Raw genomic sequence first — 13,417 nt, forward strand, 5'->3', positions numbered from 1 at the left:
AATCGTCTTAACCCTAACAATTGTGTGACTAAGGAGTTGTGATGAATACCGACCTGAAGCTGGCGCTAATGACCACTGTTGGCGCACTGTTGATGATTATCGCCTTCAGCTTTACCGCGATCATGCATTAACAAAAAAGCCGGAGCTGAGAACAGCATCCGGCTTTTTCATGTCTGTTGCGCAAAAACTAGCGAATGGTTTTTGGCGTCATCATACGACGCGCGCCCACATAGTGTTTCTGCCAGTAATCCTCACCCAATGCGCTAATCTGAATATCTTTGCCGGTACGCGGCGACTGAATGAATTTGCCATTGCCAAGATAAACGCCCACATGGTCGGCGGTACCGCGATTGTTGATGCGGAAGAACACCAGATCGCCTTTCTCCAGCATTTCACGCTTAATTGGTGCCGCATCACGCAGGTGATACATCTCATTGGCGGTGCGTGGCAGTTTGAATTTCACCAGATCTTTATAGGCGTACCACACCAGGCCGCTGCAATCGAAACCGGTGTGTGGCGAAGCGCCGCCCCACTGATAAGGTTTACCGAGCTGACCCATTAATTTGGTCATTGCCGTTTCACGCGCTTTTTGGTAACGCTGGCGGTGCGCTTTACTCATTTTGATACCGGTCAGCGCTAACGCTTCATCATTGACGGCGATCTCTGGCGTTTTCTTCGCTAAACGTTGATGACCGTATTTCTTAGCAGAGAGTTTCAGCGGGGATTTTTTGCTGGTGGTTTTGTGCAGCGCGATGTCTGTTTTGCTCTGTTTTTTGAGCTTGAATTTTTGAACAGCGGTCAGACGCGATTTTTTGGTGGTGGTTTTTACCGGACGTCGTTTGCGGCGCTCGTCTTCACGTGCGCTCTTTTTCTCTGCTTTAAGCGAACTGGCGTTAACGGGCGCATGCGGAGATGCAGCGGCCACATTAAAGAACAGTTGGGCAAAAGCCAGTATGAAAAGCGTAATTAGTAGACGCATAATCCGATTACAGGTTAAGCAGGCTGAATCATAGCAGACTGCATTAAAGTGAGAGAAATCTGATCAAGTGACCAGCGCCGAGGCAATTCTAATCCACTTTTTTTACAAAAGGTAAGGCCTTTTTCTATTAAAATGTTACCAGATTGATTCTGTAGCAAAAATGAACGATTTCAGCTGGTTAACACAGCGAAATTATTGCTAATTATTAATTTATTAATGCCAATTAATGATATGAAAATGTTATTTGTCATGCGTTAACTTAACAAACATGGCGATTAGCCAGTGCAAACGCAAAATCCCGTTTTCAGTCCGGGAGCGAAATCGCTACAATAAACAAACACGAAGTAGAAGATTAAGGAAGGCAATAATGAGTACTGTTGAAAAAATTCAGCGTCAGATCGCAGAAAACCCGATTCTGCTGTACATGAAAGGTTCGCCAAAGCTGCCAAGCTGTGGTTTTTCGGCGCAAGCCGTGCAGGCGCTTTCTGCGTGTGGCGAGCGTTTCGCTTACGTGGATATTCTGCAGAACCCGGATATTCGCGCTGAAATGCCGAAATACGCTAACTGGCCAACCTTCCCGCAGCTGTGGGTCGACGGTGAACTGGTCGGCGGCTGCGACATCATCGTTGAGATGTTCCAGCGCGGTGAACTTCAGCCACTGCTGAAAGAGACCGCTGAGAAGTATAAAGAAGCGGAATAATGCAGAAGGCCGACACATGTCGGCCTTTTCTTTGGTTACTCGGCAGACGCCTCGTCTGCGGATTCTTCACTAAAAGCCAGCGGCCAGCCGCCCAGGCGTTTCCAGCGGTTTACCAACTCACAGAACAGCGTCGCGGTTTGCTCGGTGTCATACAGCGCCGAATGCGCCTGCGTGCTATCAAACTCCATTCCCGCCGCTTTACAGGCTTTCGCCAACACGGTTTGCCCCAGCACTAAACCGCTCAGTGCCGCGGTATCAAAAGTGGCAAACGGGTGGAACGGATTGCGCTTCAGGCTGGTGCGCTCGGCGGCCGCCATCACGAAGTTGAGATCGAAAGTGGCATTGTGCGCCACGATAATGGCACGATTGCAGCCGCTATCTTTGGTGCCTTTGCGCACCATTTTAAAAATCGCATGCAGGGCTTCATATTCGCTTACCGCACCGCGCAGCGGATTGGTGGGATCGATGCCGGTAAACGCCAGCGCCGCAGGATTCAGAATGGCGCCTTCAAACGGTTCCACATGGAAGTGCAGCGTTTCATCACGGTGCAACCAGCCGTCTTCATCCATTTTCAGCGTGGTGGCTGCAATTTCCAGCAGTGCATCGGTTTGTGCATTGAAACCCGCGGTTTCAACGTCGATCACAACAGGATAAAAACCGCGGAAGCGTTGGTGGAGAGCGTTTAAAGCGTTCGATTCAGACATCAGGATCTCATGGCAATAAATAGGGCAGCGCGCATTATGGCAAAAATCGCAGGAGGGTGCAGCAGGAGAGGGAAGTCAGCCTGCAAATAGCAGGCTGACGGGCAACCTTAGTTGCCTAAGCCGTGACCGGCATGTTTGTTTTCAATCAGCTCGATTTTGTAGCCGTCTGGATCTTCAACAAACGCAATAATAGTCGAACCGCCTTTTACCGGGCCCGCTTCACGCGTTACGTTGCCGCCCGCGCTGCGAATGCGTTCGCAGGTGTTAGCCACATTGTCCACGCCCAGCGCGATATGGCCGTAAGCGTTGCCGAGATCGTATTTATCCACGCCCCAGTTGTAAGTCAGCTCAATCACCGCGCCCTCGCTCTCTTCGGTGTAGCCAACGAATGCCAGGGTGTACTTATACTCGGTGTTTTCGCTTTGACGCAGTACGCGCATGCCGAGCACGCGGGTGTAGAAATCGATTGAACGTTGTAAATCGCCAACGCGTAACATGGTGTGAAGTAAACGCATAACATCCTCTTTTTTTTAAAACGTCATCAGTGCATGACAAGCAACTTAGTATAGACACTGATGAAATAACGCTGCCGCCTATCCGCCGCGGCAGCCATTTTCTTACAGGGTTGGATAATCGGTATAACCTTCCGCGCCGCCACCGTAAAAACTCTCAGGACGCTGCGGATTGAGTGGCGCATCCTGCTGCAGACGGGCAACCAGATCCGGATTGGCGATAAAGTCGCGACCAAAGGCCACGGCGTCAATCAGGCCACGCGCAATCAGATCGTCGGCTTTCTCAACGGTGTAAGCACCGGCACCGATGATTACGCCAGGGAACAGGGCGCGTACTTTTTCACGGAATGCATCGCTGTAAGGCTGTCCGCCCGCCCAGTCTGGCTCAGAAAGGTGCAGATAGGCGATGCTGCGTTTGCCCAGCTCGGCGATATACCACAGCGCCGCTTTTTCTTCTTCCGGGCCATTGTCCAGATTCTGGAAAGCACCGATTGGCGAAACGCGGATACCAATACGATCGGCAGACCAGTTGGCAATCGCCGCATCCACCACTTCCAGCGCGAAACGGCCACGCTTTTCAATCGAACCGCCGTACTCATCGGTACGCTGGTTTGAACCTGGTGCGAGGAACTGGTGCATCAGATAGCCGTGCGCGGAGTGCAGCTCCAGCAGGTCGAAATCGGCTTCGCGCGCATTGGCGGCGGCCTGACCAAAATCTTTTACGATTTGCTGAATTTCAGCCACTGACAACTCGCGTGGCACTGAGGTGTCTTCACGATAAACAGAACCATCCGCGGCGCGCAGGGACGTGCGCGTACCTGCCGCTAGGGGGGATGGGGCGACCGGCGCTTTGCCTTCGGGCTGCACGCTGTTATGAGATATGCGGCCGGTGTGCCACAGTTGTACAGCGCTGTGACCGTTGGCGGCATGAATGCCTTCGTTAATCACTTTCCACGCGGCAATTTGCTGCTGTGTGTGCAGACCCGGCGCACCGGCATAGCCTTTCGCCTGGAAAGAGATCTGGGTGGCTTCGGTGATGATCAAACCGGCACTGGCGCGCTGTTGATAATATTCTGCCATCAGCGGCGTAGGGATATCGCCCGGCTCAATGCTGCGCAGACGCGTCAACGGGGCCATGAAAATGCGGTTCGGTACGGTAATCGCGCCCACTTTAAGTGGGGAGAACAGCTGCTTACTCGCCATATTGATTGCTCCAGGAAGACCGGTCGTCTAGTAAATGGGGTTTTAAAAATCAGTGACTTATCAGCCACTGTTCGATGGTGTCGAGTGCCAGGCTAATCGGGCCCGGCTCTCGGGAAATCTTGCTCTGCAAACTGGCTCCGAGCCACAGCAAGTAGCAGCGCTGCGCCAGCTGCTGCGGCGTTTGCCCAAACGGCAGCGGCTGCTCAGCCGCCACCTCATTCAAACAGCGCGTGTAGGCAGCGATAATGGCGTTGGCACCCTGTTGCAGTGCATCGCGCATCGGCTCAGAGAGATCGCACACTTCGGCTGACAACTTTACGCCAAGACAGCCAACAATATGACCTTGCTCGATAAACAGCCGTTCGCCATAGCGGAAATGCGCTAACAGGCGCTCGGTCGGCGTTAAATCGGGCAGACTCAACTGCTGATCAATCTGCTGCTGGAAATGGCTGAAGTAGCGCTCAATCAGCGCCACGCCAAAGGCCTCTTTCGAACCGAAATAGTGGTAGAACGAGCCTTTCGTGACTTCTGCCAGCGCCAGCATCTCGATCAAACCCATGCCGGTAAAGCCGCGCTGTAAACAAACCTGCTCGCCAATAGCGAGCAGGTGTTCACGGGTATCGTTGCGTTGCAGAGTCTTATTCATGGGGCGCAGGTTATTAGACCAGTCAGTCTAACGCAACCCTCAGGCGGCAGTTTGGCACGATCTGATCATGTCCAGCTGCGGCTGATACTGCTGCGTCTGGATATTGAACATGCCTAAAACCGTATGGAAAAGATTATCTTGCGAAACCTTGGCGTCAGCCGCTTGCTGGCGTAAACAGGCATCATTGATGTGGTTTGCCGCCGCATATCCCGGTGACATCCACATTAGCAGAGGAATGTGTGTTTGCTGCGCAGGCGCAAACAGGTAAGGCGCGCCGTGCAGATACATCCCGCGCTCGCCAAGCGATTCGCCATGATCGGAGAGATAAACCAGCGCCACATTGAAGCGATCGCTTAGGCCTTTAAGCTTATCGATGGTGCGGCTCAGCATGTCGTCGCTATACAGCAGCGAGTTATCGTAAGTATTCACCAGCGCCTGATGATCGCAATCCTGAATCAGCTTGCTGTCGCAGGTGGGCGTGAAACGGCGGAACTCAGCCGGATAACGCTGATAATAGGCTGGGCCGTGGCTGCCCATCTGATGCAGCACGATAATGCCGTCGTTGTGCAGGCTGGCAATATAGTTATCAAGACGATGCAGCAACACCTCATCCTGGCAAAAACCATCGTGACAATATTGCGGCAGTTTCCACTGCGTCATATCGGTGTGCGGCACGCGTTCACAGGCGCCTTTACAGCCACCATCATTTTCGCGCCACAGTACGCTTACGCCCGCATGGGCGAGGACGTCGAGTACGCCTTCCTGGTGGTGCGCCAGATTGGCGTTGTAATGCATGCGAGGCATATTCGAGAACATACAGGGCACCGAAATGGCGGTTTCTGTGCCACAGGAACTGGCGTTGGGATAGTAAATTACCTGCTGTTTTTTCAATTCTGGATTGGTCTCTCGCGCGTAACCACCCAACGAAAAGTTCTCGGCGCGCGCCGTTTCACCCACCACTAACACCACCAGCGTTTTTTTAGTCGCTGTGGAGATTAACGGACCTTTGTGTGCATCTTCACCGATTTTCACCAGCGCCTGGCTACCTTGCAGATAGCGTTGATCGACATAGTGGCCGGTGCCGCTGACGATATTGGCCGGGGTAATCATCTTGATCAGGTTTTTATTATTGCGAATCAGCGAGGCGTAATCTTTGTAAAACAGCGCCGCCATCAGCAGTATCACCAATATTGCGCCCAGTGCGCCCGTCAGGCGTTGCAGCAGATTCCACCACCAGCGCGGTCCACGACGAATACGCACGCCGCAAATCAGCGCCACCGGCACCATCCCCATCAATAACATCCAGAGTAGATAGCGGCTGCTGAACAACGCTGAGGCTTCCTGCGGGTCGGATTCAAAGACATTTTGCATCATATTGGTGTCGATCACCGTGCCAAAACTGTGCATGAAGTAATTGGCGGCGGCGCTGACGAACACCAGCACAATCAGCAACGGCTTGCGCAGATAAGGCCAGGCAGCAAGCGAGAAAAGAAAATAGAAAGCCGAGGCGAGCACCAGCGGAATACTGGCGGCGAACAGATAATCGTGGAACTGATCGTAAGGGATCATTTCCCATGCACGCAGCAAGAACAGGGCATTTAAAACTAGTGCGAAGAACAGCGCAGCAATAAGGTTAAATCCGCTGGTGCCGCACTGCAGGGTGGTCGGGAATCTCATGAAAACTCAACGGTAAGAAGTCGTGTGACAATCGTATGAAGAGAAGCTGAGGAAAACCTTAACCAAGAGTAAACATAAACCATCCAAATCCGATGAATGCTGGCTATTTGGTAAACAGGCGTAACCAGACGCCGTAATGGCTTGATTATGCGCAATGGGCGTCTACGCTTTGCACAATGTCATTAAGCTGTTATCAATGTGATATGAGATGTTAATTGCGGAGTGGATGTGGCCGAGCAACTTGAGTTCTTCCCCGTTCCCAGCCCGTGTCGTGGTATTTGCCAGAGTGACGCGCGTGGCTATTGTCGTGGCTGTTTACGCAGCCGGGAAGAGCGCTTTAACTGGATGAAATTCAGCGATGCGCAAAAGCGCGATGTGCTGCGCTTGTGCCGGCAACGCTTTTTGCGCCTGCAACGGCAGCAAAAAGTGGATGAAGATCATGATCCACAACAACCGGAACTGTTTTAAGAAAACGATGATTTGCCTTTCCGTTATACTCCCGCTTTCGTCATCTGGAACCGTGTTTTGGGAGTTTAACCATGTTACAAGCGCAGGCTATTGCACCGCAGGGACCCTCATTTTCACCGCTGATCGCCGGTTACTGGCGTTTAATGGAGTGGGGCATGACGCCGCAGCAAGTGGTGCAATTTATTGAGCACCATTTAGCGCTGGGCATCACCACCGTCGATCACGCCGACATCTACGGCGATTACCAGTGTGAAGCCGCCTTTGGTGCCGCGCTGCGCCTCGCGCCAGGCTTGCGTGAGAAGCTGCAAATCGTCACCAAATGTGGCATTGCAACGCGCGCGAAGCCTGAACACCGCATTGGTCACTACATCACCGAAGCCAGCCATATTCTGCACAGCGCCGAAAATTCGCTGCGCCATTTCCATACCGATTACCTCGATTTGCTATTGATTCATCGCCCGGATCCGTTGATGGACGCTGATGAGATTGCCGAAGCCTTTACGGCGCTGCATCAGAGCGGCAAAGTACGCCATTTTGGCGTCTCCAACTTCACCGCCTCGCAGTTCACGCTGCTGCAATCGCGTTTGCCGTTCAGTCTGGTCACCAATCAACTGGAGATCTCTCCGCTGGAACAAACGTCGCTGCTGGATGGCTCACTCGATCAGTGCCAGCAAAATCGCATTCGCCCGATGGCGTGGTCATGCCTCGGCGGCGGTCGCCTGTTTAACGATCCGCATTTTCAGCCGCTGCGCGATGAGCTGGAGCAGGTGAAGCAGGAGATCGGCGCCAGCAATATCGAGCAGGTGGTGTATGCATGGGTGATGAAACTGCCAAGCCGTCCGCTGCCGATTATTGGATCAGGTAAAATCGAACGTGTAAAAGAGGCGGTTGGCGCGTGCCAATTGACGCTGGATCGCCAGCAATGGTTCCGCATCCGTAAAGCCGCCATCGGCTACGATGTGCCCTAAAGCGTAAAGCTGCGTCAAATTACGGCAGCCTGGATGAAAGCAGTCCAGGCTTAGAGGGAATCTAACCGTAAGGAGACGTTATGAAGAAAACCCTCATTGTTATGCTGGCTCTGGCCTGCGCCGCGGGTGCGCAGGCGGCGTCAGAAGAAGTCACGCTGCATGAAACCACGGCGCAAGGCATCGGGGCAGCGATTGGCACCGTCACGCTTAGCGAAACGCCATACGGTGTGCAATTTACCCCAGCGTTAAGCGGCCTGAAACCCGGCATTCATGGTTTCCACGTCCATGCTAAAGGCAGCTGTGAACCGGGCGAGTCGGACGGTAAAACGGTGGCGGCCGGTGCGGCGGGCGGACATCTCGATCCGCAAAAAACCGGCAAGCATCTTGGCCCGTATGCTGATGGTCACCTTGGTGACTTACCCGCGCTGTTTGTCACAGAAGATGGCAAGGCGACGTATCCGGTCGTTGCGCCACGCATCAAATCCCTGAGTGAAATCAAAGGTAAAGCCTTGATGGTGCATGTGGGCGGCGATAATCATGCCGACCATCCGCAACCGCTTGGCGGCGGCGGGGCGCGTTTTGCCTGCGGCGTAATTTAATGCTTTGGGCGGCAGCAGCTTGTCGCCCCCCTTTCCTCACGCTGAAAAAAGTTGACCCATTTTCTTGCTACTCTCCGTGGTTTTTCCATCCTATGATATTGATTCAGGAATAAAACCTTCAGGGGCAGGAATGAAAGCGCGTGGGATAATGTTGTTATGTTTATTGCTGGTGGGATGCGATCAACCCAACGACACACAGCTGCGTTTAGATGCCAGTCGACAACTGCAACGCACCATTGATACCAATCCGCTGCGCGTCGGCTGTGAGAAAATTGCGCGTGGCCGTGAATGGCTGACCCAGCACACCCTTCATCGGCTCGAAGCCAATGGCTGCGAAAATGTCTTGCGCAGCGCCACCGAAACCAACTTCACCCACAGCGAAACTTATCGTCATGCGATGACAGTGGTGTGCGGCGGTATTCAGGGCAAAAGTTTCACCGGCACCACCTTGTATCGCCGCTTTATCTACTCTTCAGAAGAGAAGGCGCTGGTAATTGAACCGATGTCCGATCAGGATAAAACCCGCTTTGAAGGACAGAAATCGCTGCAGCAGTTGCAGGATGATTTTAATCGTCAGACCACGCAATATTGCCAGTAATCAATCCGGTACCGCCTGCGCTAACTGGGCCAGTGAGCAGCGCAGGCGCCACAAAATGCCCGCCAGCGTATTGGCTTCGCTCTCCTGTTGCTGCTGCAGTTGCTCAATCAGGGTTTCCAGCTCATCCAGCGTGGCCTGCAGCGCGGTGTGATGCACGCCGCGCAGACTTATAATTCGTTGCAGATCCTGCAGGCTGCTATCACGCATTTGCCTGAGCGTAGCCGACGTCGGCTGCCATTGGCGCAGCTGCCAGACAATGTGGGAACAGTTCAGTAACACCACGCCCCAGCGCAGCAGCCAGACGCGCGCCTGCTCGTCCCGACTGTTACTGAGCTGGCTAATATGATGATAAATCTGTGATTCGAAGTGGCTTTCGCTCAGGCGCGGATGGCGGCGAAGCTGATCGAGAAACGCATGGCGCAGGGCACGAATATGCCGACGACTGCGACGCGCATCGGAACTGGGACGCAGCACCTGAAACGCCAGCCACGCCAGCATTACGCCGCACACCTTGGCGATATTGTCATTGAGGAAGCTTTGATAATCCCAGTCCGGCGGATTGGTGACGGCGATAAAGGATCCCATAAAAACAATGAATTGCCCACACATCCCGGCGCGTTTCTTCTGCTGCAGTTTGAACAACTGCAAGGTGAGCAGCAGCGGGAATAGCACCAGTAAAAACTGCCACAGCGCGCTGATTTGCACCATCAAACCAAACTGCAGCACAAAACTAAACAGCGACAGCCACAGCAAGGTTTTCAGCAACAGCGAGACGCTGCCACTGGGCGAGGGCGCGGAGGAGTAAAGCACGCAGGCGATGGCGGTAAGCGTCAGGGCGGCGGCACCGGAATCCCATTGCGTGGTGATCCAAAAGGCGCTTCCCAGCATGATGACGCTGAAGGTGCGCAGCGCGCTCCAGCCGGCTTCAGCACTGTCGCTTTCGCGCGCCAGCGAGGGCGCATACGGCGGCTGAAAACGGGTATCGGCATCGGCGCGTTCAATCAGGCGAATCCAGCGATTCACATTGAGATACACCCAGCAGAAATAACGCAGTCGCTGGACGAAGGCGCGTTGACGGTAATCACCGGTTGCTGATGGCGTGATGCCACGCAGAATCAGCGCCAAACGGTATTTGTCGCACTGCGGCTGCGCCAGTTCCTGCAACAGTTTGGCCATGGCGTCGTAAAGTTCGGGTGGCGCATCGGGCCAATTCAGCAACATGCGGCGCAGGCTGGAGAGTACACTGGTGAGACGCAGCTGCTGGTGAAGTACATAGTTCAGCACGTTATTCTGGCGGCGGAAGCGATAGTGGCTCCAGAACGCCTGAATGCGCAGCAGGTTCATGGTGAGAATCTGGCTAATGACATTCTCATGGGCGGTGCGCACGTTATCAGTGCTGCTTTGCTGCAGTAATAACACCGCATGATCCAGCAAACGCGCGTGCATCTGACGCAGTGAACTCATCAGCGCGTTGCCATCTGAGGTGCTAGGCAGAATCATCATCATCAATCCGGCACACAGGATGCCGGAGATCACTTCGCACACGCGCGCCTGGGCGATATCCCACAGCTGAGTGACATCGGTGATGTTGACGCTGCTAAAAGCGATGATGGCGGCGGTATAACCCGCCAGCGAAAACGCGTAGGCCACGTTATTTTGGTAGTGATTGGCGATCCAGGTACAGAACGCCAGCCACCCGGCCATGAAAAAGGCAAACAGCCAGGGTTCGTTCAGCGTGTGTCCGGCGATCAGCAGCGCGGCGCTGGCACCGAGCAAACTGCCAACGATGCGCCCCAGACTTTTACTGATGGCGCCGCCGACGGTGGGAAAACTCACCACCGCCGCCGAGGTCATGGCCCAGTAAGGTTGATCGAGTTGCAGCGCATAGGCGATGGTCAAGGCGAGACACATCGCAATGCCGTTACGCAGCGCGTAGCGCCACTCGCCCCCACTTGCTTTTATCCACGGCAGATTTTGCCACGCCAGCCACTGAAAAGTCATCACAACCTCAGTGGGCGATGGAGATGGTGCAGGTGGTGCCTGCCACCAGCGGCACACCTTCCGGCAACGCGTCTAAGCGAATACGCACCGGCACGCGCTGCGCCAGGCGCACCCAAGGCACGTTAGGCTTGATATCCGGCACCAGCCCGCCATCGCTGGCGACGCTTTGGTCATAAATGGCGCGTCCGATACTTTCCACTTTACCCTGCAAGCGTGCGCCGTTGCTGTACAACACAATTTGCGCGGCAGCGCCGGGCTGAATATGGCGCAGCTTGGTCTCTTCGAAATAGCCCATCACGTAATAAGAGTGGCTGTCGACCAGCGCAAACAGCGGCGTACCGGCGCTGGCATAGTTGCCGGTGCGCAGCGTCAGGTTGCTGATCCAGCCATCGGTGGGCGCAGTAATGGTGGTTTGATCAAGATTCCAGCGTGCCTGATCGAGGCTAGCCTGCGCCGCTTTTGCCGTCGCTGCGGCAGCATTGGCGGTTAAGCGGGCGGCATCCATATCTTCCGCTGAAATGACGTTGCGCGGCAGGCTGGCGCGGCGATTGGCTTCATGCTGCGCTTTGGCCAGATCGGCCTGCGCTTTAGCCAGTTGGGCTTCGGCATTGGCCTGCGCAATTTGCCACGGCACCGGATCGATCTTCAGCAGCACGTCGCCTTTATGCACAAACTGATTGTCGCGCACTTCCAGAGCGATGATGCGACCGGACACTTCCGGCGTGATATCTACCAGCTCGGCGCGCACTTTGCCGTCACGCGTCCATGGCGATTGCATGTAGTAATTCCACATCCACCATCCGGCAAGCAGGGCCAGCGCAAAAATCACCAGGGTTGAAAAATACTTAAAAGGGTTGAATTTCATAGTGATTTATCCGAGGCTCAGTAACCACAATGCGCCAGCGACGCACAGTACAAACAGGGAAAGGTCCATCAAGGTGGGATGCCAGACATCGCCGGAGTAGATCCAGCCGCGTATCAGCGGGTGAATCAACAACCAGAAAAAGAAACCGAGTAACACCGCTTTAAACAGCGGCGGGAAAAACAGCGACGCACCGAACACCAGGTCGGTAAGCGGGGCGCTGGGGGAAAAGGCGGTTAGGGACACGTGTCATCATCCTTTTTGACCGGGAATCATCTAAATAGCGCGTAGACGGCAAGCGTATATGCAGGCCTGGTATTTGTAATTTGCCAGGTAAACTCGCAGAATAGTGTAAAATCTGGCTTAATAGCTAGCAAGCTAATTATAAGGAGATGCAATGGATACGCCCTTGGGAACCGATCTGTCTCGTCTGGTGCGCATTTGGCGCGCGTTAATCGATCAGCGTTTAAAACCGCTTGAGTTGACACAAACACACTGGGTGACGCTACACAATATTCATCAACTCCCGCCAGAGCAGTCTCAAATTCAGCTGGCCAAAGCGATCGGCATTGAGCAGCCTTCACTGGTGCGCACGCTGGATCAGCTGGAAGAGAAAGGATTGATCACCCGCGCGACCTGCGCCAACGATCGTCGCGCCAAGCGCATCAAGTTGACCAAGCAGGCTGAGCCGATTATCGAGCAGGTTGAGAATGTGATTGATGCCACGCGCGATGACATTCTTTCCGGCATCAGCCTGGAGGAGATCAATCAGATGGTGACGCTGATTGCGCGGCTGGAAAAAAACATTCTTGAGTTTCATAACCGCGAGAAATAAAAAAACCGACGCCAGGCGTCGGTTTTTTTTATCTGTTCGCTTAACGTGGCGAAACGGTAACCTGGCTGCCGTTTGACGCCATCACGACGCGCTGGCCAACCGAGTAACGGGTGGCAGCTTGCTTCTGCACCACCATGATGGTGTTGCCATCATCCTTTCGGATTTCCAGCTCGACACCGTCAGATTTGTTGACCGCACCCTGAACGCCCTGACCGGCTACGCCACCGAGTACCGCACCGCCGGCGGTTGCCAGACTGCGACCGCTGCCGCCGCCAATGGTGTTACCGAGGAAACCGCCCAGTACTGCACCACCAATTGCGCCAATCACGTTGTTTTCATCGCCGCCCTGGATTTTCACCGGACGAACAGAAACCAGCGTGCCATAGGAAACACTTTGTACTTGTTTAGCTTCGCTGGCGCTGTAAACGTCACCGGAAAGGGTGCTGTCGTTGGCACAACCTGCCAGAGTTAAGCCGGTCAACGCCACGGCTACAAAACGCTTAATCATCAGAACGCTCCTTAATGCAAAAAAACGCCATGTTTCTCATCCTGTACTGCACAGAGTATAAGACAGAAAACTGGCAAATGACGCTAAGTCCGTATAAAACGCGGCTGGGGCGAAGCATAGACCATCGTCCCTCAACAAAAATTCAATTACCCAACGA

17 protein-coding genes are annotated in these 13,417 nt (G+C 54.1%); 7 read left to right on the forward strand and 10 right to left on the reverse strand.

Features of this window, described 5'->3' with window-relative positions; translation table 11 throughout:
• Positions 1-41 precede the first annotated feature (41 nt).
• Complete coding sequence (locus PO881_RS08620; RefSeq protein ID WP_007892756.1) at positions 42-131, forward strand: YnhF family membrane protein; 90 nt, start codon at positions 42-44, stop codon at positions 129-131.
• A gap of 56 nt (positions 132-187) precedes the next feature.
• Here the strand turns inward: PO881_RS08620 and PO881_RS08625 are convergent, their stop codons facing one another.
• Positions 188-979, reverse strand: a complete 792-nt coding sequence (locus PO881_RS08625; RefSeq protein ID WP_280172749.1) for a C40 family peptidase — start codon at positions 977-979, stop codon at positions 188-190.
• 364 nt (positions 980-1,343) lie between these two features.
• Here PO881_RS08625 and PO881_RS08630 point away from each other — a divergent pair, with 364 nt between their 5' ends.
• Entirely contained in the window at positions 1,344-1,679 is a 336-nt protein-coding gene (locus PO881_RS08630; RefSeq protein WP_175501675.1) for a Grx4 family monothiol glutaredoxin, read from the forward strand.
• A gap of 35 nt (positions 1,680-1,714) precedes the next feature.
• Here PO881_RS08630 and rnt read toward each other — a convergent pair whose 3' ends face one another.
• From rnt to eptA, 5 genes are all read right to left on the reverse strand, one after another.
• Entirely contained in the window at positions 1,715-2,383 is a 669-nt protein-coding gene (gene rnt / locus PO881_RS08635) for a ribonuclease T (RefSeq protein ID WP_280172750.1), read from the reverse strand.
• Positions 2,384-2,490: 107 nt separating this feature from the next.
• A complete protein-coding gene (gloA, locus tag PO881_RS08640) occupies positions 2,491-2,898 on the reverse strand; it encodes a lactoylglutathione lyase (protein WP_280172751.1) in 408 nt (135 codons plus the stop codon).
• 102 nt (positions 2,899-3,000) lie between these two features.
• On the reverse strand, positions 3,001-4,098 hold the full coding sequence (locus PO881_RS08645) for an alkene reductase (protein ID WP_137385682.1): 1,098 nt from the start codon (positions 4,096-4,098) through the stop codon (positions 3,001-3,003).
• Between the two features lie 49 nt (positions 4,099-4,147).
• Positions 4,148-4,744 (reverse strand): TetR/AcrR family transcriptional regulator, encoded by a 597-nt coding sequence (locus tag PO881_RS08650; protein WP_137385683.1) that lies wholly within the window; start codon positions 4,742-4,744, stop codon positions 4,148-4,150.
• Between the two features lie 39 nt (positions 4,745-4,783).
• On the reverse strand, positions 4,784-6,421 hold the full coding sequence (gene eptA, locus PO881_RS08655) for a phosphoethanolamine transferase EptA (protein ID WP_280172752.1): 1,638 nt from the start codon (positions 6,419-6,421) through the stop codon (positions 4,784-4,786).
• 228 nt (positions 6,422-6,649) lie between these two features.
• Between eptA and PO881_RS08660 the strand changes: the two genes are divergently transcribed.
• The 4 genes from PO881_RS08660 to PO881_RS08675 all read left to right on the forward strand — a co-directional run bounded on the left by PO881_RS08660 (position 6,650) and on the right by PO881_RS08675 (position 9,054).
• The gene (locus tag PO881_RS08660) at positions 6,650-6,889 is read left to right on the forward strand and encodes a DUF1289 domain-containing protein (protein ID WP_008110296.1); all 240 of its coding nucleotides are present in this window, start codon (positions 6,650-6,652) and stop codon (positions 6,887-6,889) included.
• A gap of 71 nt (positions 6,890-6,960) precedes the next feature.
• Positions 6,961-7,857, forward strand: a complete 897-nt coding sequence (locus PO881_RS08665) for an aldo/keto reductase family oxidoreductase (RefSeq protein WP_280172753.1) — start codon at positions 6,961-6,963, stop codon at positions 7,855-7,857.
• An 80-nt stretch (positions 7,858-7,937) separates the two neighbouring features.
• A complete protein-coding gene (sodC, locus tag PO881_RS08670) occupies positions 7,938-8,456 on the forward strand; it encodes a superoxide dismutase family protein (RefSeq protein WP_101764542.1) in 519 nt (172 codons plus the stop codon).
• A gap of 130 nt (positions 8,457-8,586) precedes the next feature.
• The gene (locus tag PO881_RS08675; RefSeq protein WP_280172754.1) at positions 8,587-9,054 is read left to right on the forward strand and encodes a hypothetical protein; all 468 of its coding nucleotides are present in this window, start codon (positions 8,587-8,589) and stop codon (positions 9,052-9,054) included.
• Here the strand turns inward: PO881_RS08675 and PO881_RS08680 are convergent, their stop codons facing one another.
• From PO881_RS08680 to PO881_RS08690, 3 genes are read right to left on the reverse strand one after another with little or no spacing between them, the layout of a single operon-like run.
• Positions 9,055-11,055, reverse strand: a complete 2,001-nt coding sequence (locus tag PO881_RS08680) for an FUSC family protein (RefSeq protein WP_280172755.1) — start codon at positions 11,053-11,055, stop codon at positions 9,055-9,057.
• A 7-nt stretch (positions 11,056-11,062) separates the two neighbouring features.
• The gene (locus PO881_RS08685; protein WP_280172756.1) at positions 11,063-11,920 is read right to left on the reverse strand and encodes an HlyD family secretion protein; all 858 of its coding nucleotides are present in this window, start codon (positions 11,918-11,920) and stop codon (positions 11,063-11,065) included.
• A gap of 6 nt (positions 11,921-11,926) precedes the next feature.
• Entirely contained in the window at positions 11,927-12,163 is a 237-nt protein-coding gene (locus PO881_RS08690) for a DUF1656 domain-containing protein (RefSeq protein ID WP_008110284.1), read from the reverse strand.
• A gap of 151 nt (positions 12,164-12,314) precedes the next feature.
• On the opposite strand from PO881_RS08690, the gene slyA reads away from it, so the two are divergent.
• Positions 12,315-12,752, forward strand: a complete 438-nt coding sequence (gene slyA, locus PO881_RS08695) for a transcriptional regulator SlyA (protein ID WP_007892783.1) — start codon at positions 12,315-12,317, stop codon at positions 12,750-12,752.
• 40 nt (positions 12,753-12,792) lie between these two features.
• Here slyA and slyB read toward each other — a convergent pair whose 3' ends face one another.
• Complete coding sequence (gene slyB / locus PO881_RS08700; RefSeq protein WP_008110282.1) at positions 12,793-13,260, reverse strand: outer membrane lipoprotein SlyB; 468 nt, start codon at positions 13,258-13,260, stop codon at positions 12,793-12,795.
• Positions 13,261-13,417: the final 157 nt, after the last annotated feature.

The sequence above is a fragment of the Pantoea sp. SS70 genome (assembly GCF_029866845.1).
Classification (GTDB): Bacteria; Pseudomonadota; Gammaproteobacteria; order Enterobacterales; family Enterobacteriaceae; genus Pantoea; species Pantoea leporis.

Bases quoted from the DNA above. Each gene is read 5' to 3' on its own strand.
- PO881_RS08620 (WP_007892756.1), top strand. From the start codon at position 42: ATGAATACCGACCTGAAGCTGGCGCTAATGACCACTGTTGGCGCACTG.
- PO881_RS08625 (WP_280172749.1), bottom strand. From the start codon at position 979: ATGCGTCTACTAATTACGCTTTTCATACTGGCTTTTGCCCAACTGTTC.
- rnt (WP_280172750.1), bottom strand. From the start codon at position 2,383: ATGTCTGAATCGAACGCTTTAAACGCTCTCCACCAACGCTTCCGCGGT.
- gloA (WP_280172751.1), bottom strand. From the start codon at position 2,898: ATGCGTTTACTTCACACCATGTTACGCGTTGGCGATTTACAACGTTCA.
- PO881_RS08645 (WP_137385682.1), bottom strand. From the start codon at position 4,098: ATGGCGAGTAAGCAGCTGTTCTCCCCACTTAAAGTGGGCGCGATTACC.
- PO881_RS08650 (WP_137385683.1), bottom strand. From the start codon at position 4,744: ATGAATAAGACTCTGCAACGCAACGATACCCGTGAACACCTGCTCGCT.
- eptA (WP_280172752.1), bottom strand. From the start codon at position 6,421: ATGAGATTCCCGACCACCCTGCAGTGCGGCACCAGCGGATTTAACCTT.
- PO881_RS08665 (WP_280172753.1), top strand. From the start codon at position 6,961: ATGTTACAAGCGCAGGCTATTGCACCGCAGGGACCCTCATTTTCACCG.
- sodC (WP_101764542.1), top strand. From the start codon at position 7,938: ATGAAGAAAACCCTCATTGTTATGCTGGCTCTGGCCTGCGCCGCGGGT.
- PO881_RS08675 (WP_280172754.1), top strand. From the start codon at position 8,587: ATGAAAGCGCGTGGGATAATGTTGTTATGTTTATTGCTGGTGGGATGC.
- PO881_RS08680 (WP_280172755.1), bottom strand. From the start codon at position 11,055: ATGACTTTTCAGTGGCTGGCGTGGCAAAATCTGCCGTGGATAAAAGCA.
- PO881_RS08685 (WP_280172756.1), bottom strand. From the start codon at position 11,920: ATGAAATTCAACCCTTTTAAGTATTTTTCAACCCTGGTGATTTTTGCG.
- slyA (WP_007892783.1), top strand. From the start codon at position 12,315: ATGGATACGCCCTTGGGAACCGATCTGTCTCGTCTGGTGCGCATTTGG.
- slyB (WP_008110282.1), bottom strand. From the start codon at position 13,260: ATGATTAAGCGTTTTGTAGCCGTGGCGTTGACCGGCTTAACTCTGGCA.